Origin of the sequence: Candidatus Thiopontia autotrophica (genome assembly GCA_014384675.1) — a bacterium.
Lineage (GTDB): Bacteria > Pseudomonadota > Gammaproteobacteria.
Map to the genome: position 1 here is coordinate 15,206 of JACNFK010000024.1, position 26,758 is coordinate 41,963.

General features: G+C 49.3%; 28 protein-coding genes and 1 pseudogene. 16 read left to right on the forward strand and 13 right to left on the reverse strand.

Features of this window, described 5'->3' with window-relative positions:
• Window positions 1-13 precede the first annotated feature (13 nt).
• From H8D24_03685 to napH, 6 genes and pseudogenes are all read left to right on the forward strand, one after another.
• The gene (locus H8D24_03685) at window positions 14-451 is read left to right on the forward strand and encodes a nitrate reductase cytochrome c-type subunit (protein ID MBC8519495.1); all 438 of its coding nucleotides are present in this window, start codon (window positions 14-16) and stop codon (window positions 449-451) included.
• A gap of 98 nt (window positions 452-549) precedes the next feature.
• Window positions 550-777 (forward strand): annotated as a pseudogene (locus H8D24_03690) (NapC/NirT family cytochrome c).
• A 598-nt stretch (window positions 778-1,375) separates the two neighbouring features.
• Window positions 1,376-1,792 (forward strand): RDD family protein, encoded by a 417-nt coding sequence (locus H8D24_03695; GenBank protein ID MBC8519496.1) that lies wholly within the window; start codon window positions 1,376-1,378, stop codon window positions 1,790-1,792.
• Window positions 1,793-2,421: 629 nt separating this feature from the next.
• Complete coding sequence (locus H8D24_03700; GenBank protein ID MBC8519497.1) at window positions 2,422-2,814, forward strand: NapC/NirT family cytochrome c; 393 nt, start codon at window positions 2,422-2,424, stop codon at window positions 2,812-2,814.
• Window positions 2,815-2,904: 90 nt separating this feature from the next.
• Window positions 2,905-3,687, forward strand: coding sequence for a ferredoxin-type protein NapG (gene napG / locus H8D24_03705; protein ID MBC8519498.1), 783 nt, complete (start codon window positions 2,905-2,907; stop codon window positions 3,685-3,687).
• An 18-nt stretch (window positions 3,688-3,705) separates the two neighbouring features.
• The gene (gene napH / locus H8D24_03710; GenBank protein MBC8519499.1) at window positions 3,706-4,599 is read left to right on the forward strand and encodes a quinol dehydrogenase ferredoxin subunit NapH; all 894 of its coding nucleotides are present in this window, start codon (window positions 3,706-3,708) and stop codon (window positions 4,597-4,599) included.
• An 85-nt stretch (window positions 4,600-4,684) separates the two neighbouring features.
• Here napH and H8D24_03715 read toward each other — a convergent pair whose 3' ends face one another.
• The 3 genes from H8D24_03715 to cobA are packed head-to-tail and all read right to left on the reverse strand — an operon-like array spanning window position 4,685 to window position 7,028.
• On the reverse strand, window positions 4,685-5,866 hold the full coding sequence (locus H8D24_03715; protein MBC8519500.1) for a protein nirF: 1,182 nt from the start codon (window positions 5,864-5,866) through the stop codon (window positions 4,685-4,687).
• Window positions 5,856-6,206, reverse strand: a complete 351-nt coding sequence (locus tag H8D24_03720; protein MBC8519501.1) for a cytochrome c — start codon at window positions 6,204-6,206, stop codon at window positions 5,856-5,858. Before H8D24_03720 ends, H8D24_03715 begins: the two co-directional genes overlap by 11 nt.
• Before the next feature lie 15 nt (window positions 6,207-6,221).
• Window positions 6,222-7,028, reverse strand: a complete 807-nt coding sequence (gene cobA / locus H8D24_03725; GenBank protein MBC8519502.1) for a uroporphyrinogen-III C-methyltransferase — start codon at window positions 7,026-7,028, stop codon at window positions 6,222-6,224.
• A 270-nt stretch (window positions 7,029-7,298) separates the two neighbouring features.
• Between cobA and H8D24_03730 the strand changes: the two genes are divergently transcribed.
• From H8D24_03730 to H8D24_03745, 4 genes are all read left to right on the forward strand, one after another.
• Window positions 7,299-9,044: a c-type cytochrome gene (locus H8D24_03730; GenBank protein ID MBC8519503.1), complete on the forward strand. Its 1,746-nt coding sequence runs from the start codon at window positions 7,299-7,301 to the stop codon at window positions 9,042-9,044.
• 83 nt (window positions 9,045-9,127) lie between these two features.
• The gene (locus H8D24_03735; GenBank protein MBC8519504.1) at window positions 9,128-10,756 is read left to right on the forward strand and encodes a c-type cytochrome; all 1,629 of its coding nucleotides are present in this window, start codon (window positions 9,128-9,130) and stop codon (window positions 10,754-10,756) included.
• A gap of 78 nt (window positions 10,757-10,834) precedes the next feature.
• On the forward strand, window positions 10,835-12,520 hold the full coding sequence (locus H8D24_03740) for a NapC/NirT family cytochrome c (GenBank protein MBC8519505.1): 1,686 nt from the start codon (window positions 10,835-10,837) through the stop codon (window positions 12,518-12,520).
• A gap of 1 nt (window position 12,521) precedes the next feature.
• On the forward strand, window positions 12,522-12,881 hold the full coding sequence (locus H8D24_03745; GenBank protein ID MBC8519506.1) for a cupredoxin domain-containing protein: 360 nt from the start codon (window positions 12,522-12,524) through the stop codon (window positions 12,879-12,881).
• Here the strand turns inward: H8D24_03745 and H8D24_03750 are convergent.
• The gene (locus H8D24_03750) at window positions 12,870-13,556 is read right to left on the reverse strand and encodes a Crp/Fnr family transcriptional regulator (GenBank protein ID MBC8519507.1); all 687 of its coding nucleotides are present in this window, start codon (window positions 13,554-13,556) and stop codon (window positions 12,870-12,872) included. The two genes, H8D24_03745 and H8D24_03750, sit on opposite strands and share 12 nt — an antisense overlap.
• A 152-nt stretch (window positions 13,557-13,708) precedes the next feature.
• Between H8D24_03750 and H8D24_03755 the strand changes: the two genes are divergently transcribed.
• Both H8D24_03755 and H8D24_03760 read left to right on the forward strand, forming a co-directional pair.
• Window positions 13,709-14,287, forward strand: a complete 579-nt coding sequence (locus H8D24_03755) for a hemerythrin family protein (protein MBC8519508.1) — start codon at window positions 13,709-13,711, stop codon at window positions 14,285-14,287.
• Window positions 14,288-14,293: 6 nt separating this feature from the next.
• The gene (locus tag H8D24_03760; protein ID MBC8519509.1) at window positions 14,294-14,980 is read left to right on the forward strand and encodes a c-type cytochrome; all 687 of its coding nucleotides are present in this window, start codon (window positions 14,294-14,296) and stop codon (window positions 14,978-14,980) included.
• Window positions 14,981-14,984: 4 nt separating this feature from the next.
• Here the strand turns inward: H8D24_03760 and H8D24_03765 are convergent, their stop codons facing one another.
• From H8D24_03765 to H8D24_03775, 3 genes are all read right to left on the reverse strand, one after another.
• Window positions 14,985-15,275 (reverse strand): DUF2249 domain-containing protein, encoded by a 291-nt coding sequence (locus tag H8D24_03765; protein ID MBC8519510.1) that lies wholly within the window; start codon window positions 15,273-15,275, stop codon window positions 14,985-14,987.
• Window positions 15,276-15,377: 102 nt separating this feature from the next.
• Window positions 15,378-16,835, reverse strand: a complete 1,458-nt coding sequence (locus H8D24_03770; protein MBC8519511.1) for an SCO family protein — start codon at window positions 16,833-16,835, stop codon at window positions 15,378-15,380.
• Entirely contained in the window at window positions 16,832-17,179 is a 348-nt protein-coding gene (locus H8D24_03775) for a hypothetical protein (GenBank protein ID MBC8519512.1), read from the reverse strand. Before H8D24_03775 ends, H8D24_03770 begins: the two co-directional genes overlap by 4 nt.
• A 98-nt stretch (window positions 17,180-17,277) precedes the next feature.
• On the opposite strand from H8D24_03775, the gene H8D24_03780 reads away from it, so the two are divergent.
• From H8D24_03780 to H8D24_03795, 4 genes are read left to right on the forward strand one after another with little or no spacing between them, the layout of a single operon-like run.
• Window positions 17,278-18,153 (forward strand): 1,4-dihydroxy-2-naphthoate polyprenyltransferase, encoded by an 876-nt coding sequence (locus H8D24_03780; GenBank protein ID MBC8519513.1) that lies wholly within the window; start codon window positions 17,278-17,280, stop codon window positions 18,151-18,153.
• On the forward strand, window positions 18,150-18,992 hold the full coding sequence (locus tag H8D24_03785; GenBank protein MBC8519514.1) for a cytochrome c: 843 nt from the start codon (window positions 18,150-18,152) through the stop codon (window positions 18,990-18,992). Before H8D24_03780 ends, H8D24_03785 begins: the two co-directional genes overlap by 4 nt.
• Window positions 18,989-19,717: a bifunctional demethylmenaquinone methyltransferase/2-methoxy-6-polyprenyl-1,4-benzoquinol methylase UbiE gene (gene ubiE / locus H8D24_03790; protein MBC8519515.1), complete on the forward strand. Its 729-nt coding sequence runs from the start codon at window positions 18,989-18,991 to the stop codon at window positions 19,715-19,717. Before H8D24_03785 ends, ubiE begins: the two co-directional genes overlap by 4 nt.
• Window positions 19,714-20,700 (forward strand): AMP-binding protein, encoded by a 987-nt coding sequence (locus H8D24_03795; protein ID MBC8519516.1) that lies wholly within the window; start codon window positions 19,714-19,716, stop codon window positions 20,698-20,700. Before ubiE ends, H8D24_03795 begins: the two co-directional genes overlap by 4 nt.
• On the opposite strand, the gene H8D24_03800 is transcribed toward H8D24_03795, so the two are convergent.
• Genes H8D24_03800 through H8D24_03825 form a run of 6 tightly spaced genes read right to left on the reverse strand, consistent with a single transcriptional unit; the run spans window position 20,670 to window position 26,747 of the window.
• Window positions 20,670-22,040 (reverse strand): isochorismate synthase, encoded by a 1,371-nt coding sequence (locus H8D24_03800; protein ID MBC8519517.1) that lies wholly within the window; start codon window positions 22,038-22,040, stop codon window positions 20,670-20,672. The two genes, H8D24_03795 and H8D24_03800, sit on opposite strands and share 31 nt — an antisense overlap.
• 27 nt (window positions 22,041-22,067) lie before the next feature.
• On the reverse strand, window positions 22,068-22,889 hold the full coding sequence (menB, locus tag H8D24_03805; protein ID MBC8519518.1) for a 1,4-dihydroxy-2-naphthoyl-CoA synthase: 822 nt from the start codon (window positions 22,887-22,889) through the stop codon (window positions 22,068-22,070).
• Window positions 22,886-24,658 (reverse strand): 2-succinyl-5-enolpyruvyl-6-hydroxy-3-cyclohexene-1-carboxylic-acid synthase, encoded by a 1,773-nt coding sequence (menD, locus tag H8D24_03810; protein ID MBC8519519.1) that lies wholly within the window; start codon window positions 24,656-24,658, stop codon window positions 22,886-22,888. The genes menB and menD overlap by 4 nt, the downstream gene beginning before the upstream one ends.
• On the reverse strand, window positions 24,651-25,073 hold the full coding sequence (locus H8D24_03815; protein ID MBC8519520.1) for an acyl-CoA thioesterase: 423 nt from the start codon (window positions 25,071-25,073) through the stop codon (window positions 24,651-24,653). The genes menD and H8D24_03815 overlap by 8 nt, the downstream gene beginning before the upstream one ends.
• The gene (menC, locus tag H8D24_03820; GenBank protein MBC8519521.1) at window positions 25,070-26,089 is read right to left on the reverse strand and encodes an o-succinylbenzoate synthase; all 1,020 of its coding nucleotides are present in this window, start codon (window positions 26,087-26,089) and stop codon (window positions 25,070-25,072) included. The genes H8D24_03815 and menC overlap by 4 nt, the downstream gene beginning before the upstream one ends.
• Window positions 26,079-26,747 carry a c-type cytochrome gene (locus tag H8D24_03825; GenBank protein ID MBC8519522.1) on the reverse strand — a complete coding sequence of 223 codons (669 nt, stop codon included), beginning with the start codon at window positions 26,745-26,747 and terminating at the stop codon, window positions 26,079-26,081. Before H8D24_03825 ends, menC begins: the two co-directional genes overlap by 11 nt.
• Window positions 26,748-26,758 lie beyond the last annotated feature (11 nt).

Here is a 26,758-nt window from a genome sequence, read left to right on the forward strand (position 1 = left end):
CAGGGAGAAGACAATGAAAAAATCAATTAAACTAATTGCTGGCGTTGCACTCTCCTGTTTTGTAGTGGGTGTTGCTGGTGCAGACGTAAGTTCACTTCGTGGTGGAAACGCTCTGGATGCAGGTGCGGAGAAGACCAAGAGGGCAAAGATAGAGAAGGTCTCTGGTGGTATTGCCCGAACCTGGGCAGAACAGCCTCCAATGATTCCTCATGATGTGGACAAATATCGGATCAGTATCAAGAACAATGGCTGCTTGAAATGCCATGGTGCTGCAACTTATGTGAAGGAGAAATCTCCCAAAGTTGGTGACAGCCATTTCTTGACCCGTGAGGATAAAGCTCTTGAAAAGGTCTCTAGTCGACGTTGGTTCTGTAGCCAGTGCCATGCGACACAGAAGAAGTTGACACCACTGGTTGCCAACACTTTTGAGACCGTTGATCGATCTGACTAGGATGTAGCAGGTAACAGCCGGTGGACCAGGATAGATATAATCCTGGTTCGCCGGTTTTTTTAGCAGACAAATTACCAATAGATAAGGAAAACCAGGCTATGAACAAGTCTTCAAAATTATTACTGACTGGGGGTGTGTTGGGCGTTATCTTCTGGGGCGGTTTCAATACTGCCATGGAGGCAACCAATACTGAGGCATTCTGTATATCCTGTCACGAGATGGAGGAGAATGTTTATCAGGAGTATCAGGATACTATCCACTACTCCAATCGTACTGGTGTTCGTGCTACCTGTCCGGACTGTCATGTTCCAAAAGAGTGGATACATATGGCGGCGTTCATGAGGATTTCGGCAATTCTGGGGAGGGCGTTCTGAAGGCCGTCGTCGAAAAGGAGATTGATGAGTTGATGCTGGTGGGTAGTCTGTTTGTGTTCGTCCATGGCTGGTGCTGTTTTGGTTTGAGCACCTTCAGTGTCCGGTCTTGGACGGACGCCAACAACCCCGGTTGTGGTGGGGGAGGTCGGCGCGCCGCCGCACTGGCAGCCGATTCCGCTACGCTCCATCGGCTGCCAGTGCGGCGAGCCTTTGCTGTGTAGCGGACTTTTACAGACGAATCTTTACACTACCAGTCCGCTTGACAGGATGGCCCAGCTGCCATCAGATCATGACAGTCATGGAAATGCCCCCAAGAGTCCTCGTTGTGGATAGCATGCCAATATGGGCGGTTATACGGCGTGCCGCCGTATATCATGCCAAAACGGGCCATTCTGGCGCGATGCGCGTCCAGTGGAAGAGCGCCAACAGGCTGAATACAAGGGAGTTGGGTTGATTTCCGAGAAAACAATGAAATCGAAAAAATGGAATGCTATACGGCGGCACGCCGTATAATCCAATGTTCGGCAACAACAACGAAAGGAGAAAGACAATGAGTTACGCAGGTTTTTGGAAGAGAGTAGCAGCAGCCATCATCGACGGAGTCATCACGACGATTGGTGGTTTCGTGATCGGCTTCGTGTTTGGCATGGTCATGGTGGTTGGTGGGACTGACGACCCCGCAGTTCTGGAAGGTATGGGGAATATACTTGGAATCATTCTTGGCTGGGTCTACTTTGCCGTGATGGAAAGCTCCCCCACCCAGGGAACCCTTGGGAAGATGGCTCTCGGCATTAAGGTGACTGATCTTGAAGGGAACAAGATCGGCTTTGGCAAAGCCACCGGAAGACACTTTGGCAAAATCATATCTGCCCTCATTTTGCTCATTGGCTTCATCATGGTCGCATTCACACAGAAGAAGCAAGGGCTTCACGACATGATGGCTGGCTGTCTCGTAGTAAACAAATGAAATGCCGAACAAGGCGCTGCACTGGACAGGGATTTCGCTGCGCTACATCCCCGCCAGTGAGCTTTAGCGGTAGCTGCTTTGCTCCATCACCTCTTTGTCTTTGATCATGAGTTGTGACATTTCAGCCATTCGGCCCTTGGGTGCTTCGTTGGTTGCGGGTCCATTCGATATGATCGCTTTCGGGCATCACCAGTTTCCAGGTCTTGCGACATACAGAGAGATTCTTGGTTCTTCGGATACGTCTTGCAGCTACCAAGCCAGTGGAGTCAACCGGGTGAGCCGGGTTCACGGGAGCTTCATTCACTCCTCGACTCCTTTTCTCTTCACGCCCGGTGACTCACTTTCACGGTAGCCCCTGAAACCATGTCCGCTCTACTTGCATACTTCGTCGCTCTTTTCGTGTGCCATATAGCGTACCTATTTGCGCAGATACCATTCGGCATACTGGCATTCGGCATACTGGCACCGATTGCGCGTCGTAGTCCCGGCGCCGCCAGCTATATCGGGACGCTCATGGGCTTTGGCGCAGCTTACGTCTCCGTGCCAGCATTGCTGTTGTTCTCATTGCCGTTCACCAAGACATGCCTTATCGCGCCTGCACTTGTTCGCCTCCTTTCTGATTTGTCGCGTTGGAGTCGATCGAGTGCCGCGTTTGCGGAGGCAGATCCAGCCACACAAAAGTAGTACGCAAGATCAAGGCATCCAATGAGCTCTACCACAAGATGATGGGGACTATAGATACTCCAGAGAAATTTGAAGAGAAACGGATGGAGTTGGCACAAAATGTCTGGAAAACAATGAAAGATACTGACTCAAGGGAGTGCAGAAACTGTCACGGCTTTGACTACATGGATTTTGATAAACAGGAAGAGCGTAGTGCAGACCGTCATGATGAGGCGATAGAGAACAGAGATCCGGATAATGAGGAGACTCATGGAGAGGGAGAGACCTGTATCGATTGTCACAAGGGAATCGCACATCGCCTGCCTGAGGGGTATGACCCTGCAGAGGATGACTCCTGAGGGGTCACAGGATGAAATACTATTGAAATATTTCAGTGAAAGAATAGCTGGTAAGGAGGGATGTAACAGGTAAGGAGTTTTAATGTGACAATGGGGAAACGTCTGGGCCGTAGAGAGTTTATGGTCGAAAGTGGAAGAGTGGTCGGTGGAGTTTCCCTGCTGGGGGCAATTATAAGCCTCTTTGGCAAACAGGCTGCATCAATGCCAGCTTATGCCATCAGGCCGCCAGGGGCAATTGCGGAAGAGAGCTTTCTTGGGGCCTGTACACGTTGTGGGATGTGTGTAAGTGATTGTCCTTACGATATTCTTCACCTTGCCGAACTTCAGGAGGGGGTTGCTCTTGGCACTCCATATTTTGTTGCACGTGAAATACCATGCGAGATGTGTGATGACATTCCCTGTGTCCGTAACTGTCCGACTGGAGCATTGGACAGGGATATGGAGGATATTGAAAAAGCAGAGATGGGGATAGCAGTTCTTGTTGACCGCGAGACATGCCTGAATATTCTGGGGCTGCGTTGTGATATCTGCTACCGGGTCTGTCCGGTTATGGATGAGGCCATTAGTCTGGAGCGGATCCCCAATCTTCGTACGGGCACCCATACTATTTTTGTTCCCACAGTTCACTCCGGCCGCTGTACTGGCTGCGGTCTCTGTGAGCATGCCTGCCCACTTCCTGTGGCAGCAATCAAAGTACTTCCTGAAACTATAGCTAAGGGGCAGATGGGAGAACACTATCGTCTGGGATGGAATGAAAAGGAGAAGGCAGGCAAGGCTCTGGTTACCCCAGATATTGAGCATAAATACAATCTCCCTGAGGGGTTCAGTTATGAGCTAATGGGCGAGGGTCTGATTGAGGTGCCGGACAGATGATCAAGGAGAGAGAGTAAAATGGCACGTAAGGAGATTGGCGCAGCAGCAATCGAAGAGAAGGGGTGGATCCGTTCCCACAAGTGGCTACTAATGAGGAGGATATCCCAGCTCTCCATTATAGGGCTGTTTCTGCTCGGTCCATTAGCCTCAATCTGGTTTTTGGGGAGGCTGGAAGAGGAGTTCTGGATCATCAAGGGCAACCTGGCATCCAGTGTAGTGCTGGATACAATTCCACTAACTGATCCCTTCATCTACCTGCAGACTCTGTTTGCAGGACAGGCCTTTGAGGCAACAGCCCTGGTTGGCGCTCTGATTGTGACAATCTTCTACCTGGTAGTGGGTGGACGAGTCTACTGCTCTTGGGTCTGTCCCATGAATATGGTGACCGATGCGGCGGGCTGGTTACGGCGCAGACTAGGGATAAAGAAAAAATGTGACTCCTCCCCCAATATTCGCTTCTGGATTCTTGGGATGGTGATGATCATAGCCATGTTCAGCGGTATTATGTTATGGGAACTGATAAATCCAGTCACTCTGTTGCAGCGAAGTATCTTCTATGGTTTTGGAATGGGTTGGATTATTGTGGTTACTCTCTTTTTCTACGATCTACTCTGGAGTCGTAATGGGTGGTGCGGTCACCTATGCCCTATGGGTGCTTTTTACAGTCTGTTGGGAAAATTCAGCCTGCTACGGGTACGTGCAGCAGAGCGCGCTGCCTGTGACGACTGTATGGACTGTTTTGCTGTCTGCCCGGAGCCTCAGGTTATAAGGCCGGCACTCAAGGGGGAGAGTGGAGAGAGCCCGGTCATTGATCACTCTCAGTGCACCAACTGTGGCCGCTGTATCGATATATGTGGACCAGATGTGTTTAGTTTTGGGAGTAGATTTAACAACAGACAGTATGATTTATAAGTAATATATTGCATTAATATCTTCTTAAAACATTATGTTCCTGCTGCCATTCTAAGGGATGTTGCAGTTATTAGTTGAATCTAGGCTAAAGCCCGATCTGCCCGGCACGGTTGGTAAAGAAGATGCCGCTGGGGCTCTCCATTGGCAGGCTCTTCAGTAGCTCAAATGTCTCTGTGTCATAGATCTCTACCAAGTTTTTGTCACGCACTGAAACCCATACCTCTTCACCTCTGGGGGTGAACTCCATATGCAGAACCCCTTTGCCTGGGTGCATCTGGTGGATTATATTCAGACTCTCTGCATCAATAATTTGCAGGGTGTCGTTGTGCGGGAATGCAAAATTTACCCAGATCTGACGGCCATCCGGACGGCTTATGGCAAATACGGGCTGGCTATGTACCTGAATTCGTCCGCTCTCTTGCCAGCTTCCGCTATCAACAACCAGTAGTTCGTGACGGCCCACAGCTGGCAGAAATGTTTTATCTCCAGCCTCTGCCCACCCCTCAAGATGAGGCATTTTGTATACCGGGAGTTTCTGTTCGCCACGTCCATAGTGGTCAAGAATACGTTTCACCCCATTTTCCGGGTGCCAGAGATCGAGCAGGGCGAGCCCATCCTCGCCAAACAGCCCGGCAATGTAGATTCGGCCATCAGGAGTAATCAATCCATCATATGGTTGTCGGCCGATATCGGTGAATTTTTTGATGGATGATGAGCCATCATCACTCATCTTGATAAGCCATATCTCGCCACTATCAAACAGACTGAATACAAAATGGTTTCCGGGGGCATCTACCAGACCAACCGTGCGAGACCTCTTCTGCTCTGAGAGTGCAGTTGCCTCGATATCTGCTACCAGCTCAAGGGTTTTGCTGTCAAAAATGCGTACACCACCAGGCTCATAGTTTGATACAGCAACCCATCTGCCGTCCTGAGAAATTGCCCCACCAATACTGTTGCCGCCCTGAATAATACGTTTTTCTATCTTTTTGCAGAGCAGGTCAATCTTGGTGAGGCCACCATCTCTACCGAAGATAAAGGCGTAGCGTGCATCGCGAGAGTAGACAGCGGAGGCGTGGGAGAGGTCACCAAGCTCCTCAACTCTTCCCAGTGATATACGTTCTGTGGTATCGACTATCTGCACAGAGCCACTGGCACGTTCGATTATTATGCCAAGGTCGCCGGTTCCTCTGGTCTCACAGGCGAGCAGTGAGGTATGAATAGTTCCCAGCAGGATAATTATTGGTATCAACAGGTTATTTCTCATACCAGGTGCCTTGCAGTAGATGTGTAGCAATATAGTGGATCTCATTGCCGGTTAAAATAGGGGCCCATGGAGGCATTGGAGTGCCGGGACGGCCATGAGATATGGTTATCTCCAGAAAATTCTCAGGGTATAGGTTGAGCCGGACCGGATCCAGACTTGGGCCCAATCCTCCCTTTAGGGTCAGGCCATGGCATGAGCCACAATCCTGTTTGACCATATGGGCAATCTCGGCCTTCCTCTTTTCAGTCAGGCCATTATCTGAGCTGTTATCTCCAGCCCCAATAGATACGGGAGAGATTGTGATGAGGAGTGGAATCAGCAGGAGAGATAGATATTTCATCCACAATACAGCCTGTTAGCCATGCAGGGAAGTGGTGGCAGATGGGTTCAACTCTTCATCAACCATCCCAAACCAGTCAAGCTCGTCACTGAGTTTTACAACCTTGCCTACAACAATCAGGGCAGGGGATTTTAACCCCTCTCTTTTGACCGCATCTTCAATGGTGTGGAGGGTTGCAATAGCCTTGCGTTGCTCCCTAGATGTGCCGTTCTCGATAACAGCGACAGGGGTGTCGGCAGAGAGTCCATGTCTGGTTAGATTGTCAGCAATCATGGATAGATTATGCAGCCCCATGTAGATCACAAGGGTTAATTCCGGGTTGGCCATTCCTCTCCAATCCAGCTCAACAGCCTCATCATTCTTGAAGTGCCCGGTAACGAATAGAACTCCCCTGGAGAGTGATCTATGAGTGACCGGGATCCCGGCATATGCTGAGGCGGCAATTCCAGAGGTGATTCCCGGGACGATCTCAAATCGGATCTTCTCTCTCTTGAGAACAAGAGCCTCCTCACTGCCACGACCGAAGATAAATGGATCACCTCCCTTGAGTCTAACAACACTACGCCCATTTTTGGCAAGATTAACCAGGGTCTGATTTATCTCATCCTGGGTCATTGAGTGTTTGCCACAACTCTTGCCTGCATATATGCGTGGCACCCCCTGGGGTATAAGATCAAGAATTTCCTGGCTTACCAGACGGTCATGAACTACTACCTCAGCCTGCTCAATACGTCGTAATGCCTTGATTGTAAGTAGGTCTGGGTCTCCAGGGCCGGCACCAATCAGGGAAACTACCGGTTCTCTATTAATACTCTTGTTCATATAGGCAAATGTAGTAGATAACAGAGTCTCCGTAATTGATTCATATCAATAACAATGCTCCATTATCTTCATAGAATGGATACCTGTAACCGCACTCGGAAGGGTTAATTTATATTAGTAATTTGTGGTTTGATCTAGATCAATGAACTGCAGGTGACTTTTGGTGGATCCTTAGTGGCGTGTGAAAAAACCTGACAACAGGAATGGGAATTATCTTTGTTCTCTACCTGCTGTTTTAACTTCTGTAAATTGTAAAGAGGGATATCCAAGATGATTGATGGTAAGAAGAGGAGTTTCAAGAGGGGTGCAACCCTGGGTCTGGCAATAGCCATTACTCTGGGATTATCAGGGTGTGGTGACTCTGGTGATTCAGGCGCATCAAAAACGGCAGCACCAGCACCGGCTCCAGCAGCAGCCCCAGCACCGGCTCCTGTCCCAGCAGCACCAGTCAAGGTGGCTGCGTCCGGGCCATCACTATCAGAGGCTGATTTTGAGCACTCCAAGAAGCTCTACTTCCAGCGCTGTGCAGGTTGTCACGGTGTACTGAGAAAAGGGGCGACAGGCAAGAGTCTGGAGCCAAAAGATACTCGTGAGCTAGGTCAGGAGCGTCTGGAGAAGATTCTGACTTACGGAACAGACGGTGGAATGAACAACTTTGATGATATCTTCAGCAAGGAAGAGATCTCAATGATGGCCACCTACATTCAGTTGGAGCCACCAATTCCACCAGAGATGTCACTGGCGATGATGAAGGAGCGTACCGAGGTATTTATTGATCCCAAGGACTATCCAACCAAGCCACTACATGGACGTAACTGGGAGAACTTCTTCGTAGTTATCGAGCGTGATGCTGGTAAGGCAGCAGTAATCGATGGTGATACCAAAGAGATTATCGACCATATTGACACTGGTTACGCAGTACACGTAATCAAGGCTACCGAGCACCATGAGACCGAGCATCCTGTTGGCGGTGTTGCCGGACGCTTCTGGTACACAATGGGTCGTGATGGCGTAATGAGCAAGATCGATCTGTGGCAGAACCCAGGAAGCATGCTGGTTGCCAAGACCCAGATTGCATATGATGCACGTGATGTTGCGATCTCTGGAGATGGTAAATATGTAATTGGTGGAGGCTACTGGCCACCACACTTCGTAATTGCCGATGCTGTTACCATGGAGCCACTGAAGGTAGTATCCACTCGTGGGGTAAATGTTGATGGTGAGTATGTAAATGAGTCACGTGTAGCTGCGGTCTACACCACTCCAAACGAGCCAACCTTCCTGGTTGCGGTCAAGGAGCTGGGGCAGATGTGGCAGGTTGACTACAGTGATATCGAGAATTTGGATATCACCAAAATCGACTCTGCGAAGTTCCTCCATGATGGATTCTTTGATCCAACCGGACGTTACTTCCAGATTGCGGCAAATGCATCCAACAAGATGGTTGTAGTAGATACCAAGACCCGCAAGCTTGAGGCGATGATTGATACCACTGGCAAGAAGCCACACCCTGGCCCTGGTGCAAACTGGGATGATCCAAAACATGGTCCTGTAGGTGCTACGGTCCATCTGGGAACAGGTATGGTAACTGTATGGGGTAATGATCCAGCCGGTACACCAAGCAAGGCCTGGAAGATCGTACGTGAGATTGAGACTGATGGAGCAGGTGCATTTATCCGTACCCATCCAAACTCCAAGTATGTATGGGCAGATCAGGTCAAGAACCCTGAGCCTGAGATACAGCAGTCTGTACAGGTTATCTCCAAGGAGACCGGCGAGATCGTCAAGACTATCCGGGTAACTGAAGAGCAGGGCAAGGCGGCACTCCATATTGAGTTTAACAAGGATGGAAGTGAGGCTTGGGTATCTGTCTGGAACCGTACAGATAACTCTAACCCAACTGGTGAGATCGTAGTCTACGATGCAGATACTCTTGAAGAGAAGGCTCGTATCAAGGGGCTGACCACACCAACCGGTAAGTTCAACGTTTATAGTAGAACTAACCACGTAACTTGATGAGAGAGGCCCCTTTAACCTGACTGGTGAAAGGGGCTTTTTACAAGAGGAGGTTTTTTGTTTTGTTTAGGAGAACTATAAAGATGAAGAAATTATCATTGACTGCATTAAGTCTTGCAGTAGGTGTTGCAATGGGAGGGGTTGGCACTACAGTAAGTGCTGGGCCATCACTATCAGAGGCTGATTTTGAGCACTCCAAGAAGCTCTACTTCCAGCGCTGTGCAGGTTGTCACGGTGTACTGAGAAAAGGGGCGACAGGCAAGAGTCTGGAGCCAAAAGATACTCGTGAGCTAGGTCAGGAGCGTCTGGAGAAGATTCTGACTTACGGAACAGACGGTGGAATGAACAACTTTGATGATATCTTCAGCAAGGAAGAGATCTCAATGATGGCCACCTACATTCAGTTGGAGCCACCAATTCCACCAGAGATGTCACTGGCGATGATGAAGGAGCGTACCGAGGTATTTATTGATCCCAAGGACTATCCAACCAAGCCACTACATGGACGTAACTGGGAGAACTTCTTCGTAGTTATCGAGCGTGATGCTGGTAAGGCAGCAGTAATCGATGGTGATACCAAAGAGATTATCGACCATATTGACACTGGTTACGCAGTACACGTAATCAAGGCTACCGAGCACCATGAGACCGAGCATCCTGTTGGCGGTGTTGCCGGACGCTTCTGGTACACAATGGGTCGTGATGGCGTAATGAGCAAGATCGATCTGTGGCAGAACCCAGGAAGCATGCTGGTTGCCAAGACCCAGATTGCATATGATGCACGTGATGTTGCGATCTCTGGAGATGGTAAATATGTAATTGGTGGAGGCTACTGGCCACCACACTTCGTAATTGCCGATGCTGTTACCATGGAGCCACTGAAGGTAGTATCCACTCGTGGGGTAAATGTTGATGGTGAGTATGTAAATGAGTCACGTGTAGCTGCGGTCTACACCACTCCAAACGAGCCAACCTTCCTGGTTGCGGTCAAGGAGCTGGGGCAGATGTGGCAGGTTGACTACAGTGATATCGAGAATTTGGATATCACCAAAATCGACTCTGCGAAGTTCCTCCATGATGGATTCTTTGATCCAACCGGACGTTACTTCCAGATTGCGGCAAATGCATCCAACAAGATGGTTGTAGTAGATACCAAGACCCGCAAGCTTGAGGCGATGATTGATACCACTGGCAAGAAGCCACACCCTGGCCCTGGTGCAAACTGGGATGATCCAAAACATGGTCCTGTAGGTGCTACGGTCCATCTGGGAACAGGTATGGTAACTGTATGGGGTAATGATCCAGCCGGTACACCAAGCAAGGCCTGGAAGATCGTACGTGAGATTGAGACTGATGGAGCAGGTGCATTTATCCGTACCCATCCAAACTCCAAGTATGTATGGGCAGATCAGGTCAAGAACCCTGAGCCTGAGATACAGCAGTCTGTACAGGTTATCTCCAAGGAGACCGGCGAGATCGTCAAGACTATCCGGGTAACTGAAGAGCAGGGCAAGGCGGCACTCCATATTGAGTTTAACAAGGATGGAAGTGAGGCTTGGGTATCTGTCTGGAACCGTACAGATAACTCTAACCCAACTGGTGAGATCGTAGTCTACGATGCAGATACTCTTGAAGAGAAGGCTCGTATCAAGGGGCTGACCACACCAACCGGTAAGTTCAACGTTTATAGTAGAACTAACCACGTAACCTAAGTAGAGTAGTGGCCGGCACCTGCATATCAGGTGCCGGTTTTTTTATATAATTTATTTGTACTGCCTGAGGAGCCTTTAATGCCGATTCCTGAAAGACCAAGTTTCAAAGAGAGAATAAAGGTGCTGTTTTCGCGTCGTTTGATCCTCAATACGACACTTGGAGGTGGTCTGGTGTTTGCCCTGTTTGGAATTATCTTTTGGGGTGGATTCAATACGGCAATGGAGGTAACAAATACCCTGGAGTTCTGTATCTCATGTCATGAGATGGAGGACAATGTATACAAGGAGTACCAAAAGACTATCCACTATGCGAATCGTACTGGAGTACGGGCAACCTGTTCGGATTGTCATGTGCCTGATCCATGGATACATAAGGTAGCCAGAAAGATTGAGGCCAGTAACGAGGTGTTACACAAGATGTTGGGGACTATTGATACCCCTGAAAAGTTTGATGCAAAACGTCTGCAGTTGGCAAAAAATGTATGGCGTTCGATGAAGAGTACTGACTCCAGAGAGTGTCGGAACTGTCACAATTTTGAGGCGATGAATGGAGACATGCAGAAGCCTCGTGCGATGAATCAACATACCAATGCGCTCAGGTCAGGACAGACCTGTATCGACTGCCATAAGGGTATTGCGCACAAAGGGGTTCATAAGCTGTTGAGTGATGAAGAGAAGGAGGCGATGGAGGCCCCTGATGAGTCACTGGCGAAACCTGAGGCAAAACTGTTCCAGCTGGCTGATCTGGATCCGGTAGCTGCGGCAGCAGCCAAGGCTGCAGCAGAGAAGGCAGCAGCAGAGGCAGCAGCAGAGGCAGCAGCCTCGGCCCAGGCAGGTAATTGGGAGACTATTGTGGGACGAGAGATTCACCTCATCTATCCTGGCCAGACATCCATAGAGTGGGTGCTGAATGGAACAGATCACGGTGGAGCAAATGCCTTTAAAAAGGGTGGAGATCGATGCGTTACCTGTCATGACAAAGAGGCCAAGATTATGGGCGACCGTATAGTTGGTGGCACGCATGAGAAGGCGATGGAGCCAACTCCGATTGCTGGCAAGCGGGGTGGAGTTCCTGTCATGGTGAAGGCCGCTCATGATGGCGATAATCTATACATGCAGTTTACCTGGCATGATGTTGACCACCATACAGCGGGGCATAAGTCGGTTGTTGAGGCTGAGCGGATGGATCCCGAGAACCCTGTCAAGCTGGCGATAATGTTTGCGACCGATCAAGTAGAGTTTGCAGACCGTTCAGGATGTTGGGGAACTTGTCACCATGATGCCAATGGCATGCCCCATCAGCCAGAGGGTACAGATGTAACCAAGTACACCAAGGAGTCACGCACCAAGATTGAGGTCAAGGGGCGTCGTGGCAAGAAGCGTGGTGGCTGGGACAAGTTGAGAAAGCCTGAAGAGATTAAGGCTGCACTTGATCAGAAAAAGATCATGGATCTTGTGCGCTACAAGGCTGGCAGCAACCAGGCAGAAGATGGAATGATCCTGGCCAGCCGTGATATGAGTGGTAACAGTGATGACCTTGAGTTTGAGGGCAAGAGAGATGACCAGGGAAACTGGGTGGTAGAGATGAAGCGTAAGCTGAATTCCGGTGATGCAGATGATCTGTCACTGGCGCTGGACCAAGTCTATAATTTTGGTTTTGCTATCCATGATGACTACACCAATGGACGCTTCCACCATGTCTCATTTGGTTACAAGCTTGGGTTTGATGACCCAAAAGCGGAGATCAATGCTGTAAAATGGTGAGATGATAATTATTAATTACAGGCCTCTCATGCTTCTGCTGGGAGGCCTTTTTTTTGTTTCAGGATGTTCAAATGATCTGCCTGTGCCAAAGGTGGTTGAGATTGAGATCATTAATTATGGATACCAACCACAAACTGTGACCATTAATCCCGGTGATACAGTACGCTGGATTAACCGTGAGAAGAGACAGTACCACTCGGTAAAACTTGATGGTGATGGTGGCGGTGGTTCGGTTAATTCAGAGTATCTCTTTCCTGGGGAGAGCTGGGAGCATACCTTCAGTCAAGAAGGGGTGTACAACTATATGTGTGGCCCACATTCGGAAATGGTTGGAGCTGTGAAGGTGAAATCACTCATCTAGGGTTTCTCGCATCTTCTCGGCATTGAGGATGTGGACCTCGTAGCCATGAACCTCAATCATCTTGTTCTTTTTCAGTTTCCCAAGAATGCGAGAGAAGGTCTCTCTCTGAATCGAGAGTCTGGAGGCAATTACACTTTTCTGGGTCGGTAACTGAAAGGTGCCTTCATTGTCCTCGGCAGGAATGAAGGTGAGCAGATAGCTTATCAATCTGTGGGTGGCATTATGCAGGCATAGGCCATCTATCTCCTGTACATAACTCTGTAGTCGCATACTAAGGTCAGACATGATCGAGAAGGTAGTGTCCGGATCTGAGCGCAAGATATTTTTGTATATCTTACTGTTGAAAACAAAGATCTCTCCACTCTCCAGGAACTGGCTGTTGACAGGGTAGGTGCCACCATCCATAAACATCATCGCCTCAGCAAAGGATTGGCCAGCCTGGAGAATATTTACCGTCTTCTCACCGCCGTCGAGGGCTAGTAGATAAAGTCGAATGGTGCCGGTTCTTACGATAAAGAAATGGGTTGCTGCTTCATCTTTAAGGAACAGGGTCTCATTTGGTTTTTTTCTGATTAGTTCGGATGTCTCCAACATCTCTTGCATGGACTCTTTGGTGAGAGAGGCAAAAAGCGGAGAGCGGCGAAGTTCACGCTCAAAAACAGTGGATAGAGACATAGGTTATTTGGTAATTGTGTTTTATAATTTTCGCTATAGTGTATAGGTATTATCTGGGCTTGTTAAGGTTTTGATGTAAATCAAATCACAAAAAATGGTATCTTAGGTACACTATGGTTAGTTCTGTTTAACCCCTGAGAGGAATGAGTTTTATGAAGAAAAGTTACTCTATGTTTGCGCTATTTTCATTAATCATTATAGCGCTGGTAGTTGTCTTTCTGGGGTTCGTGGTATTTGGCCCGGGTAATCCGGTTCCATGGGTAATATTGGTTATTCTGGCATTGATCCCATACTTTCATGAACGCAGTGTGCGCAAGGAGTATATAGAGTGGAGTAGCCAGTACGAGGTTGGTGTCAAATTAATTGACCATGACCACCAGAAGTTGGTTGGGCTGTTAAACCAGGTTGTCAGTGCCTCTCACTATAATATGGGGAAGGGGTATGTGAAGGGTGTCATTGAGGAGCTGATCGAATATACCAAATACCACTTCGAGCGCGAGGAGGGGTTGATGCGGGATAACAACTGGACTGATATTGATGCCCATATGAAACAGCACAGGGATATGGTGGATAAAGTGGAGGCCTTTAGTAGTAAATATACAGGGGATCTGGATGGTCAGGAGGAGCTCAGTACAGAGATTCACCACTTCCTGAAGGATTGGTTGCTTGACCATATTGTACGTACCGATAAAGAGCTTGGTCAATTCCTGATATCCAGTGGAGTGAAGTAGAGTTAGATGAGATATCCAGGCAGGCTATTTGGGGTTGGTGCACTACTCCTCTCCTTTGCGATCTATGCTGATGCACCGCTGGATAATGAGCTTACTCTTGCAATGGCAGCCACCCCAAACGTGGAGTCGGGCAGAGAGGTTTTTAGACTCTGTGTTGTCTGTCACCAGATTAACTCATGGGGAACTATTGATGGCAGCTATCCACAACTGGCGGGACAGCATAGCAGTGTAATCATCAAGCAGATTGCCGATATCAGGGCAGGCAATCGGGATAATCCATCCATGCTGATAATAGCCCAGGAGAAGGTGATGGGTGGCCCCCAGGCAATTGCAGATGTAACTGCCTATATCCAGACGTTACCTATGACCCCGACCCCTGGCGTTGGCCCGGGACACAAACTGGGTAAGGCAGAACGTACATATTTCAGAAAATGTGCCGAGTGTCATGGTGGTGATGGTGGTGGAGATTCGGGTAGATATTTCCCCCGCCTTCAAGGGCAGCACTATGCCTATCTGTTGAGACAGTTACAGTGGATCCGTGATGACAAGAGACGCAATGCCAATAGCGAGATGATGCGCAGGGTTAGCAAGATGAAGGATGCCGAGCTTTCAATCCTGGCGGACTATATCTCCAGAATCAGGCCGCCTGCAGAGGATATGGCACCAGAGGGTTGGAAGAACCCGGATTTTTAATCTGCTATCGGGGGCGACAGGTTGATCTGACGTTGAAAACTTCTTTACTGTTGTCGGCAGCTTTTTCAGGCATGGCTATGGTTATCAAAAAATCACCATCTGCTGTTGTCTCCGTCTTGGTAGTAAACCCAAGCTCATTAAGATGGCCGTAGAGTGGGTGTGGCTCAACAGAGATATGGAGCTGGAATGAGTCACCTGGCTGCAGTGTCATTGCCATTGATGTAGCCTGCTTGAAAGGTTCGGGACACTTTAGTCCGCGCACATCAATAACGGCTATAGGTTGATTGCTTCTCATTGAGTGGCATTATCCTACGGTTTCTCCTCTATAGTAAATAGCTATTAATAATTGCGATTACTGTCGCAAGGATCAGTCGTAAGGATCAATACTTGGGAATCTCTAAAAAAGTTTAATAGGATGGGGGTTTGGGGGATTTGACAAAATCTCTCTGATCCGGGCAGCCATATCATTGGCTGATATGCCATGAGCCAGTTTTGTTATGAATTCACCATTGGGAGCCATCAGAAAGACCCCTGAGGAGTGGTCCATAATGTATTGCTCAGGATCTCTCGATTCGTCCACAACCTTCTCATACTTCACATTATATATCCGGGCGACTCGGTCAGTCATGGCCTGAGTGCCGGTTAGTCCTGTCAGGGCAGGGTGAAAATAGTTAACATAGGTGCTTAGTACATCAGGGGTGTCTCTGGCAGGATCAACCGTAATAAAGTATGGCTGAATCTGCTCTGCATCATCCCCTATCCTGTTTAGTGCTGAAGAGATGGTGAGTAGTGAGGTTGGGCAGACATCGGGGCAGAAGGTGTATCCAAAGTAGACCAGGTGAAATTTCCCCAACATATCCTGATCAGTAAAGAGTTTGCCGTGATGATCACGTAGCATGAATTTGCCGCCAATATAGCTGGACGGTGTAGTGTCTTGGGCGCTGTTTTTAGCCACCTCTTTTGCAGACTCCTCTACAATTGAGTCATCCACATACTTGAGGCACTGTTTGATGGTGACTGTATTATGCTCCATCAACTTGAAGTAGTGGTCTTCTCCAGCCTCTATCCTTGATCCAAAACTGTCCAGTAGACCAATATTTAGAGTGGTTCCATCGGTAAGCAGAGATAGTGCATCTGGATCAATCTGTTGTTCAGTCAACAGACAGCTGTAGTCACCGCTCTTGAGCCGGGCTCTGTTTTGCAGAAATGAGAGCCCTCTGACTGGTGTCATTGGGGACTCTGCAACTACCCCTCGAATTTTTAGTGCATATGCCTGTTCAAAGTACTGCAAGGTATCATAGTAGGCCATTCCAATGCCGCTCTTCAATCCACGGTATCCATACTCCAGACGACGATCCAGTTCAGCCAGTCTTCTCAATAGATTGCGACGGTTGTTTTCATATAGTGACTTACGTTCTGGATCAAGCTTTGTCAGCGCCCTGGCAAGTTCATCGGTAATGATGAGAATATTGCGGCTATCAAGCCAGATGAATGGATCACGCCTCTCCTTGTTCCAGCGTGATGTAAGGACCTTGATCTCCTCATTGTCGAGCAGGGTAAAGAGGGTGGTGTTTGGGCCAAGCAGCTCTAGCTGATTAACCATAAACTGCTCCAGCTCGGGCCCTATCCATACAACCATATCTGCATCTCTGAGAGCATGTTGTTTGGATTTTGAGAGAGTTGCCGTGTATGGCGACTGCTGGTTGTCTACAAGTAGCTCGGGTGGGCGTGTATCTGCCAGTAGACCAGAGAGAATTGAGTGGATTGGTTTTATGGTAGTGACAACCTTGAGCGGCTCACCACTCCAGGTAGCTGAAGAGAAGATCAGTAGTGCAAAGATGGAGAGCAGTCTCAAAACAGCTTCTCCTGATGGTTCAGAAATCCTGTTTCCAGCTGCTCAATACTGCTATCAACCTGCTGACTGAGCTCTTTTTCACTGGGACATTGGGTTCCTGATTTTATAATGGCGAGAAAGGATTTGTTGGTTGCCTCGTCAAAAGCTATCCCGATAACCCTGATCTTGGGGACCGTTGCAACCATGGACCGCTTCATTCTACGGGTCTCATCGATGTATCCACAATTAAGAGCAATACCGTTAAGCTCACCCAGCTGCTTCACTCTCTCAAGTTGTTGGTCACTGACGGCATAAGCTGGTGCAGTCAGCAGTGCAAGACAAGGTATAAGGTATCTTTTTTTCATGGGGGTGAACTATCGGTTGTTGAGGAGTTGTTACTTGCAGACAATCTTACCAAATGCGAGACTGATATCGTGTTGATCAAGATCAAAAGTAGATATTCATGAGCTCCCCATGGCTACAGGCTGTACGCCCCAAAACCCTCTCAATGGCGGTAATTCCCGTTCTTCTGGGGGCTGTGGTAGCCCATACAGAGAGCGCTCTATTTAAACCGCTACTACTCTCCCTTGTCCTTCTGGCTGCTCTTCTTATCCAGATTGGAACAAATCTATACAATGATGTTGGGGATGCAGAGCGTGGGGCAGATGGGCCAGACCGTCTGGGTCCAAAGCGGATGGTAGCGGCAGGGGTGTTGAGTGCGGGCAGTGTTCGAAAGGCTGCGATTCTCTCTTTTTTTGGTGCTTTTGTAATAGGTGTGGCCCTGGTTGTGGTTGGTGGGTTGCCAATCATCTTTATCGGGTTGTCATCAATTGCCGCAGGGATCGCCTATACCGGAGGCAGACTTCCCATTGCCTACACATTTATGGGGGAGCTGTTTGTCTTTCTCTTCTTTGGGGTTGTTGCAGTTATGGGTACTACCTATCTCATCACTCTGCAGTGGAGCTCTACAGCACTGTTGGTTGGGTCCGTCATAGGGTTGTTGGCGGCGGCAGTTCTGGTTGTAAATAACTATCGGGATATTGATACTGACCGTGCGGTGGGGAAGAATACCCTGGCAGTCACTCTTGGAGCAGCGCTCACCAGGGTTCTCTATCTCACGCTTTTATTGACCCCATTTCTGGTGTTGCTGGTGCTCTCTGAACAACTTCAGAAGCCGCTACTGATCTGGGTTATGATGCCGGCACTGCCGGTTTCACTCTATCTGGGGAGAAAGATATATCTTCTCCCTCACGGTCGAGGGTTAAACCAGCTGTTGGCGCAGACGGCTCAGCTGCAGCTTCTGTTCGGGATATTGATGATGTTTGGACTTTACCTATGAAAATAAAAAATATAGCCATTGTAGCCGCTCTTTTACTCTCACCCCTCTCTCTTGCCGACACCCACAGTCAGGAGCATGAGGCATCAGTTCTGCTCCCCCCAACATCCATTGCCCAGTGGTACAAGCCACAAAACAAGCGACAGGTATGGCTTCATACCATGTTCCGTCTACGCCGCGCTATGCTGGCAATCCAGGAGTATACGGCTCTGCAGGATGAGAAGCTGCTGGACAAGTGGGGCTCACAATTTATCAAGGACTACAGAAGTATCACCGAGATGGTTCCAGAGTGGGGTGACGAGATTGAGCCAGGGTGGATTAATCGACTTGAGCAGGTGATCAGAGATAGAGATTGGGAGGCTATGGGTGGGGCACTCAGAAAGGTGGGGATGACCTGTAGCTCATGCCATGATGACTATCGTGCAGTTACTGCGGCACTATACAGAACCCCGGATTTTGAGAAGGTGATGGTTGAGGATAGTGAGACCATGGAGGATCTATCTTATAAAGAGACAATGAATAACCTTACAACTTCCATGAACCGTTTCAAGATAGCGGTTGAGGATGGTCGCAAAACTGCTGCAACGGAGTATCTTGAGATGTTCTCAATCAGGGTAATTGATCTGGGTGAGAGCTGTAGCGGATGCCACCGTGATGAACAACCTCGTGAACGCATTCTTGGTGAGGAGACAGAGTTCCTGCTGGAGGAGCTATCGGTTCTGCTGGCCGAAAATCCCGAAGGGGTTGGGAGAAAACTGGGTGAGGTGGGGGTTGCTGTCTGTGCTCGCTGTCACGGTGTTCATCGTACCCTCGCAGATCTGAGAAGAGTGGTTGAGCCATGAGTGACAAGGGAGAGCAGCTTTCGCAGACCTTCGGTTACTCCAGGGTTGATGAGCAGGAGCGTGAAAAGAAGATACGTGCCGTTTTTCAGGCGGTCGCCCCCCGTTATGATCTGATGAACGATATGATGAGCTTTGGTATCCACCGCCTCTGGAAGCGTCGTTTGGTAAAGATGGTCAACCCACAGAGCGCTGAGCTGATAGTCGATCTGGCTGGTGGTACCGGCGACATTGCCGAGAAGATGGCGGCAGAGGGGCGTACGGTTGTTGTAATAGACCCCAGTGAGGCGATGATGGCAGAGGGGAAGAGGCGAGGTATCAGGGGAGTCGAGTTCCGGGTGGGAACAGGGGAGTCCATACCCCTGCCTGACAGCTCGGTTGATCGTCTTACCATCTCCTTTGGTATCCGCAATATGACAAATATGGGGCAAGCTCTGAGTGAGATCAATCGTGTGTTAAAGCCTGGTGGAAAAATGTACTGCCTTGAGTTCTCCAGACCCCACTGGTTGATCAAGCCTTTTTATGATCTCCACTCCTTTTATCTGATCCCACGTCTGGGAGCATGGGTGGCCAAGGCGCCAATCGCCTACAATTATCTGGTGGAGTCAATTCGCCGCTTCCCCGATCAGGAGGAGATGAAGAGGATGATGGAGCAGGCAGGATTCACCAATGTCAGTTACAGAAACCTCACCTTTGGAATTGCCGCCATTCATACTGGTGAGAAATGAGTGTTGATGAAGTAGATATCACCCTGGAGACCAGTGGCACCGAGGGTGTTGCAAAACAAGTCAGCTTCTCTGTAGAGAGATTGCGAGCCAGTGCCCGCATGGGGCGAGCGTTGGAGGATCTTCAGTCTGGTGACTGCTGGCTTAACTGTCTGCCACTGAACCATGTTGGTGGTCTCTCTATCAAGTATCGCTGTGAAGAGGCAGGAGCCGCCATGCTGCTTCATGAGGGCTTTGACCCGGAAAAAATTTATGGTGATCTAAAGCGGCACTTTGTTACTCATATTTCACTGGTTCCGGTAATGCTCTCGAAATTGCTGGACTATTTTGGAGATAAGCCCGCCCCTACATATCTAAAGACGGTACTGATCGGTGGAGACCATCTGCCAAAGTCACTGGCCCAGCGTGCTGTAGAGAGGGGGTGGCCCATTGTGGTCTCCTATGGGCTGACAGAGACTGCATCAAGGATCACCATGTTGCGACTCTCTGGTGAAAATATTGCGGCATGGGATGATAGTGATGTAGGTCCTCCTCTGCCTGGAGTCTCTGTAACCATAGGGGGGCAGGGTGAGATCAGGATAAGGAGTGATCAGCTGCTGGGTGATCATGAGGTTGTAACCGCTGACCATGGGGCAGTTGATGACAGCGGTCACCTTCATGTTTATGGAAGGCTGGACTGTCGGATTATCTCGGGAGGCGTGACTATTGATCCTGTAACCATAGAGCAGCTGATGATCTCTGCACCAGGGGTAAAAGATGTGGGTGTAGGCTCTGTTCCTGACAAGGAGTGGGGTGAGCGTATTGTTGCAGTTATAGCTGGTGATATGAATCAGGACATTGTGGCTGGCTGGATGAGAGAGAATATTCCATCTGGTCTGCGCCCACGAGAACTGCTGTTGGTCTCCGAGTTAAGACGCAATCGTCTGGGCAAGCTGGATCGAGAGTGGTTAAAAAATCAGGCAGAGAGTGCGTTTAGCATACCCTGAATCTTTAGTCCGATCTCTGCTATCTCGTCTTCAGCAACTGACCCCTTAACAATGCCGGCACCGGCGTAGAGAATAGCTTTTTCATCTTCAACCATTGCGCAGCGTAGTAGCACATGGATCTCTCCATCTCCATCAGGATCAATCCAGCCGGCACCACCACAATACCCGCCACGGTAGCTGTTGTTGTGTTCAGTTAGCCACTGGAGAGCCGCTGTTCTTGGGGTTCCACAGATTGCAGGGCTCTGGTGAAGGGCCTCAATCAGCTCAAATATGGAGGTACTGTCTCTTCCGTCTTCTGTTTTCAGCCTCCCCTTGATCGCGGTCAGTAGATGTTGAATATTCTCAAGCTTGTGAATGGTTGGCGTGGCTGGTATATCTACGGTCTCACAGAGTGGTAGCAGTGCACTGCCGACAGCATCAACCACCAGCTGGTGTTCATGACGTAGCTTGGGATTCTTGAGCAGGAGCTGTTCCTGCATACTCTCCTCTTCTTCACTGCTGCCCCGGGGAAGGGTGCCTGCCAGGGCGTCAGACTCCACGTCGGCTCCTCGCTTGGAGAAGAGGCGTTCAGGAGGTGCGGCAATAAAATGTCTCCCTTCTATGGAGAACGAGAACTGCGCGGTTGATGGGCTGCTCCGTTCCAGTTTTTTCAGGGTTCGCTCTGTGCCTATCGGATTGGAGAAGTGAAACCGTTGCTGCTCTCCTATTACCAGCTTCTCGATTGTGTTGGAGTAAATGGTCTCAATAGCATCCCTGAAAATCTGATCTGCCGAATCAAGGCTGTTGTCCGGAGTAATGGTTGATGGGGCGCCTGGAGGAGGGTGGTTATCTAGAATTTCTCTCAGCTGGTTGATATCCTCCTGCCAGTTTTCCAGGATCTCTTCCTCTGCTATCCCCTCTCTCTGGTGTGAAAAAATGACACTCTGTCTCCCGCTCTGGTTGATGAGCTGAACGCGTGGCAGCATAAGTAGGGTGTTGGGGAACCCGTGCCACTCATTCTGCATTGGATCATCCTCATGGAATGCGTAATGAAACAGAGTTCTTGGTGAGGCTCCGGTCTCTTCCGGGTCAAAAACAGCCCATGAGTTTGTGAGTTGCAGAAACTGTTCCCTGGCCTCGGTAAAGCGTTCTCTCCCTCTCAGCTCTCTCTGCCATCCGCTCTGCAGTGCGAGCAGCCTTACCCCTTCACGTGGGCTCCTCCAGTAGATACCATTTTTTAGGGGTGGTGGGGCAGTGAATGGGCGCTCATTGAATGGCAGAATGATGCTGATAACCTGATCAATTTGGCTGTCACTGTTATTATAAACTAGATTAAGTTCATGTTTTAACTTATTGATCATTGGGTGTTGTCTAAGTAAAAACCTGGACTAGGTTCTTCGCTTGTGCTTTGTGAAGTCTGGCGGACGTTTTTCATTAAAGGCATTACGGCCTTCCTGTCCTTCGTCTGACATGTAAAAGAGGGCAGTGGCGTTACCTGCCAGCTCCTGAATTCCGGCAAGCCCATCGGTATCTGCATTAAATCCAGCCTTGAGAAGACGTAGTGCTGTTGGACTGTGCTGCAACATCTCCTGGCACCAACGGATGCTCTCCTCCTCCAGCTTGTCAGCGGGGACAACACGGTTGACTAGCCCCATATCCAGTGCCTCCCCGGCACTGTATTGACGACAGAGAAACCAGATCTCTTTTGCCTTTTTCATCCCTACGGTGCGTGCCAACAGACCCGCTCCAAGACCTGCATCAAAACTTCCGACCTTGGGGCCGGTCTGTCCAAAGATGGCACTGTCGGATGCGATGGAGAGATCACAGATCAGATGGAGGACATGGCCACCACCTATGGCGTATCCATTTACCATCGCCACTACCGGCTTTGGCAAGGTACGTATCTGACGCTGCAGGTCGAGTACATTGAGATGCTCTCCACCACTCTCATCCTTGTAGCCGCTAGCGCCACGAATCTTCTGGTCACCACCTGAGCAGAATGCCTTCTCTCCTGCACCGGTCAGGATAATGGCTCCTATCTCACTGTCCATATGTGCGCGGTGAAATGCATCTATCATCTCCTCTACAGTCTCCGGGCGGAAGGCGTTATGTACCTGGGGACGGTTGATGGTGATTTTGGCAATCCCCTCTGCACTATCGTAGAGGATATCCCGGTAGTTGGAATCGATATCTCTTATCCACTCAATCAATGTAGTGACTCCCAGTATTGGTGATGGTTACGGTTGCTGATATTGCGATCAATGGTCAATTCTATCAGTTTGGGATGGGGCTGTTGGAGCACCTCATCCAGGTATAGTGCCAGGCCATCTCTATCTGTTACCTCTCTGTAGGGGATATCATAGAGGGCGGCAACTCTCTTGAACTCTACCGTAGTTGGGGTTAGCCAAAGTGACTCAAATTCAGGTAGCTGGGCTGGGGGAAGATGGCTGAAGATGTTGCCGCCACCATTATTGATCACAATAATTGTCAGATCCATCTCCAGCTCTTTTGCCAGATAGAGGGCGTTCAGATTGTGAAAGAGGGTAAGGTCACCTAGTAGTGCAACAACAGGGGTGTCGGGGTCTGTAACTGCACGAATGCCACAGACGGTGGCAAGGTTGCCATCAATCCCGCTGGCCCCGCGATTTGCAAACAGTTTTAGAGGCTCCTCTCTTTGAGTCATCCAACCATCGATATCTCTGATCACCATGGAGTTTCCACTAAACAGAATGGTGCCGCCAGGCAGTTGTCGGTTTAGCGTCCTGATTACCTGATCTTCACTCAGGTCGTCAGGGTTGCTTCTCCATTCTGCCGCTAACCGCTCCTTCTCTTTTAGTGTATGAAGATGGCTATTACCAGCCTGTGGCTGTGGGCGTCCAGAGGGACACCCGCAAGGCGAAGCGGGGAGATTGTCTGTAGGGTTGGGGTCTGCATACTGTAGTAACTGTTGGCAGAAGGTTGCAGGGGAGGTAGAGATTTTTGTATTGGATAGTGATAGTGGATCGCTCCAGACAGTTTTGTGGTGCACGGTGATGTAGCGTTTTGGCAGGCTCTCTTGTAGCAGAGTAGCTACCGCTTTCGATAGCGGAAAACGACCAAACTGGATAACCCACTCTGGACGACATAACCTGCGGTTCTTCTCATTACGGAGGATTCCGTCGTAGTGGGTAAAGAACAGTTGATTGTCGTCATCTCCCCAGCGCAGGTTGGAGAGTGGGTCTGCAAAAACTGGAGCCCCAAGACTCTCGGCAAGCTGGTTCAGTACTGTATTGAAGCCCTTGGGATAATGTGACTCTCCACACAAGATAACCCCTGGTTTGCCACTGACCTCCTGGCATATCTCCTGGTAGTCAATAACAGGGATGGTGTTATCAGCATGGTCCCTGGCGGCATATTGCAGGCCACTATTGTGCCACTTGATCTGCTTGCTGTTGCGGGCAAGAAGTGGTTCTCTAAACGGGATATTCAGGTGGACGGGCCCCGGTGCCGGATTCTCCATTGACTCAATCATCTGTGGAACCAGCTCTGTCAGCTGAGTAACTGGATCATCTATCTCATCCGGGGGAGGGGTGGTGTATCTGGCACTAACCTGTTCCCCAAAGATATTGTTCTGGGCAATGGTCTGGTTGGCCCCACAGTTGTGAAGTTCTGGTGGGCGATCTGCAGAGAGTAGCAGAAGAGGGGTGGATGAGTGGTATGCCTCAATAACGGCAGGGAGCCAGTTTGCAACCGCAGTTCCAGAGGTGCAGATCAGAGCTGTTGGGACTTCTCTCTTTTTGCTCTGTCCAAGTGCCATGAAGGCTGCATCACGTTCATCTACGATGACCCAATATTTTGTATCGGGGTGACGAGCTACAGCAAGAGCCAGAGGAGTTGATCTGGAACCGGGTGAGATAACAAAGTGGGTTATGCCGCCATCCACCAGAGCCTGTATCAGGGTGGCAGACCACTGCAGGTTTATAGCACCTATATCACTCATATCTCTGCAAAATATCTCTGAGAGCATCAGGGAGGGGTATCTTCTCTCCACTATCAATAGAGGTGGTTACATGGGTAGTTGTAACTGTGGCCTTGAGTTGTGGCTTGCCGCCATCATCAAAACCATGCGTCAGGGTTTTCAGGGTAAATGAGTGGTTGCCAATGGCTGTCACCTGAATAGTAAGGGTAAGGGTTTCACCAAGTTTTATCGGTTGGTGATAATCCGCATCGGCATGGACCAGAGGGATGGCCTCTCCTCTCTGTTGAATAATGTTGTGAAGAGGCAGGTTGTTGCTGAATAGCATCTCCTCATAGGCATTGTGGGTCAGCCTGAAGAGCTCTCCATAGAAGAGCAGGCCGGCGCCATCAATCTCGTGAAGTTGAACTCTATGGGGGTAGGAGAAAAAATTATTCATGGCAGGGTCAGTATCCCGTTTTTTATCGGTAGAGCCAACATAAGATCTTCTGCTAGCAGTGATGAGGTTGCAAGCCCGTGAGCATGTCTCTGTTCCGGGTCAACAGCTCCAGCACAGTATGCTGCCGAGATTATGCCCACGCTACTCTCCAGTGCTGAGGTGATGATGACATCAACCCCTCTCTCTTTAAACTGAGTGGCAATCTTGAAAGTTGTATATGGTCCTCCCATCAGAGCAGGCTTAAGGACAACACGCTGGAGCTGTTCATTTTTTAGTAATGTCTCAACCCCAAAGTCAGACACTGATTCATCCAGTGCCAGCGGGAAGGGTGTCTCTCTCTGTAGTTTATTAATAGTCTCAAGGGTGGGGTTTTTAAGTGGCTCTTCCAGAGACTCTATATTTATGGGCATGGGTAGCGCTTGAATGGCAGAGATAAATTGAGATGCTTCCGTTATGCTCCATGCCTGGTTTGCATCAAGCCTTATTTCAGTGTGCTGTGGCAGTGTTGCAGCTAAGCTGTACAGTTGTGCAACCTCTTCATCAATAGATGACAGGCCAACCTTTACCTTTATAACTGATTCACCATCAACTGGTTCTGTTGCTTTGGCAAGAGTACCGGCAGGGTGGTTGACCCTGATTTTATTGGTGGCATTGGGGGATATCCAGCTGCCTGGGGTCAGGCCGCATCTTTTCGCCAGTATTGTAATCAGGGCAGACTCTACCCCACAACAGGCTGCAGGAGAGGTGTTGCGTAGATCTGGAAGTCTGGCCAGCAGGTCATCGACAGAGATGTTGTCTGCCTCTTCCTTTAATAGCTCCAGAGTTTTGCGGCACTGTTCCAGTGATTCGCTACCCATCTCTGGTAGAGGTGCCGCATCTCCCAGCCCTGCTACGCTATCCTGCTCACTTATCTCTACAAGAAAACCTGCACGATTGTTGATGGTTCCATGGCTAGTTACCCATGGATGCCTGAGTGGCAAGTGATAGGGGAGGATGAAGAGTGAATTAATCATCATCCAGGATGGATAGATAGGCCAGCAGGTTGTGAATATCTTCCTCGCTATACTCGTTGAAGAGGGATTCATTTGTCTCCTCATTGTCATGAACCCTGTTGCCATCCCTGTAGGCGAAGATCTGTTTCAATAGATATGCACTATATTGTCCAGTTAGTAGAGGAATACTCTTTTTAGGTTTCCCCTCCCCATGACGGCCATGACAGCTTGCACACTCTTGGTTGTAGAGCTTTTCTCCTGCATTCACATCACCTTCGAGCCTGGGTATGGTGAGTAGCTTCTTACTTAGTAGCAGACGTTCATAGGCATCAAAGTTCTCTTCATCTATTGGCGGAAGTTTTGAATAGAGTTGTATGGTCGGGAGGTATGCAGATACATCCAGCAGATCCTCCTCCGGCAGCTCTCGCTCCTTGGTGTATGGAATCATGGGGTGGTTGAGACGTTCACGACTTTTGAAACGACGTAGCTCCTCTGCAATGTATTTTTCCGGCAGTCCTGCTAGACGGGGATACTCTCCCTCCTTGCCCCCTTCGGCATATTCACCATGACAGCCTGCACATACCTCGTTGATCTCCTCACCAATCTCAAGATTTGCAGCAGATGAGATACCTGATACAACCACAATGGCCATTGCTCTGAATGTCTGTTTGATTCCTTCCATGGCAGGTATTC

What these genes read in the sequence shown, in the direction of transcription:
- H8D24_03755 (MBC8519508.1), top strand. Translation starts at nt 13,709, where the DNA reads ATGAAGAAAAGTTACTCTATGTTTGCGCTATTTTCATTAATCATTATA.
- ubiE (MBC8519515.1), top strand. Translation starts at nt 18,989, where the DNA reads ATGAGTGACAAGGGAGAGCAGCTTTCGCAGACCTTCGGTTACTCCAGG.
- H8D24_03815 (MBC8519520.1), bottom strand. Translation starts at nt 25,073, where the DNA reads ATGAATAATTTTTTCTCCTACCCCCATAGAGTTCAACTTCACGAGATT.
- napG (MBC8519498.1), top strand. Translation starts at nt 2,905, where the DNA reads ATGGGGAAACGTCTGGGCCGTAGAGAGTTTATGGTCGAAAGTGGAAGA.
- H8D24_03740 (MBC8519505.1), top strand. Translation starts at nt 10,835, where the DNA reads ATGCCGATTCCTGAAAGACCAAGTTTCAAAGAGAGAATAAAGGTGCTG.
- H8D24_03730 (MBC8519503.1), top strand. Translation starts at nt 7,299, where the DNA reads ATGATTGATGGTAAGAAGAGGAGTTTCAAGAGGGGTGCAACCCTGGGT.
- H8D24_03780 (MBC8519513.1), top strand. Translation starts at nt 17,278, where the DNA reads ATGAGCTCCCCATGGCTACAGGCTGTACGCCCCAAAACCCTCTCAATG.
- H8D24_03685 (MBC8519495.1), top strand. Translation starts at nt 14, where the DNA reads ATGAAAAAATCAATTAAACTAATTGCTGGCGTTGCACTCTCCTGTTTT.
- H8D24_03715 (MBC8519500.1), bottom strand. Translation starts at nt 5,866, where the DNA reads ATGAGAAATAACCTGTTGATACCAATAATTATCCTGCTGGGAACTATT.
- H8D24_03775 (MBC8519512.1), bottom strand. Translation starts at nt 17,179, where the DNA reads ATGAAAAAAAGATACCTTATACCTTGTCTTGCACTGCTGACTGCACCA.
- H8D24_03765 (MBC8519510.1), bottom strand. Translation starts at nt 15,275, where the DNA reads ATGAGAAGCAATCAACCTATAGCCGTTATTGATGTGCGCGGACTAAAG.
- H8D24_03785 (MBC8519514.1), top strand. Translation starts at nt 18,150, where the DNA reads ATGAAAATAAAAAATATAGCCATTGTAGCCGCTCTTTTACTCTCACCC.
- H8D24_03735 (MBC8519504.1), top strand. Translation starts at nt 9,128, where the DNA reads ATGAAGAAATTATCATTGACTGCATTAAGTCTTGCAGTAGGTGTTGCA.
- napH (MBC8519499.1), top strand. Translation starts at nt 3,706, where the DNA reads ATGGCACGTAAGGAGATTGGCGCAGCAGCAATCGAAGAGAAGGGGTGG.
- H8D24_03745 (MBC8519506.1), top strand. Translation starts at nt 12,522, where the DNA reads ATGATAATTATTAATTACAGGCCTCTCATGCTTCTGCTGGGAGGCCTT.
- H8D24_03760 (MBC8519509.1), top strand. Translation starts at nt 14,294, where the DNA reads ATGAGATATCCAGGCAGGCTATTTGGGGTTGGTGCACTACTCCTCTCC.
- menC (MBC8519521.1), bottom strand. Translation starts at nt 26,089, where the DNA reads ATGATGATTAATTCACTCTTCATCCTCCCCTATCACTTGCCACTCAGG.
- H8D24_03720 (MBC8519501.1), bottom strand. Translation starts at nt 6,206, where the DNA reads ATGAAATATCTATCTCTCCTGCTGATTCCACTCCTCATCACAATCTCT.
- H8D24_03750 (MBC8519507.1), bottom strand. Translation starts at nt 13,556, where the DNA reads ATGTCTCTATCCACTGTTTTTGAGCGTGAACTTCGCCGCTCTCCGCTT.
- cobA (MBC8519502.1), bottom strand. Translation starts at nt 7,028, where the DNA reads ATGAACAAGAGTATTAATAGAGAACCGGTAGTTTCCCTGATTGGTGCC.
- menD (MBC8519519.1), bottom strand. Translation starts at nt 24,658, where the DNA reads ATGAGTGATATAGGTGCTATAAACCTGCAGTGGTCTGCCACCCTGATA.
- H8D24_03825 (MBC8519522.1), bottom strand. Translation starts at nt 26,747, where the DNA reads ATGGAAGGAATCAAACAGACATTCAGAGCAATGGCCATTGTGGTTGTA.
- H8D24_03795 (MBC8519516.1), top strand. Translation starts at nt 19,714, where the DNA reads ATGAGTGTTGATGAAGTAGATATCACCCTGGAGACCAGTGGCACCGAG.
- H8D24_03800 (MBC8519517.1), bottom strand. Translation starts at nt 22,040, where the DNA reads ATGATCAATAAGTTAAAACATGAACTTAATCTAGTTTATAATAACAGT.
- H8D24_03695 (MBC8519496.1), top strand. Translation starts at nt 1,376, where the DNA reads ATGAGTTACGCAGGTTTTTGGAAGAGAGTAGCAGCAGCCATCATCGAC.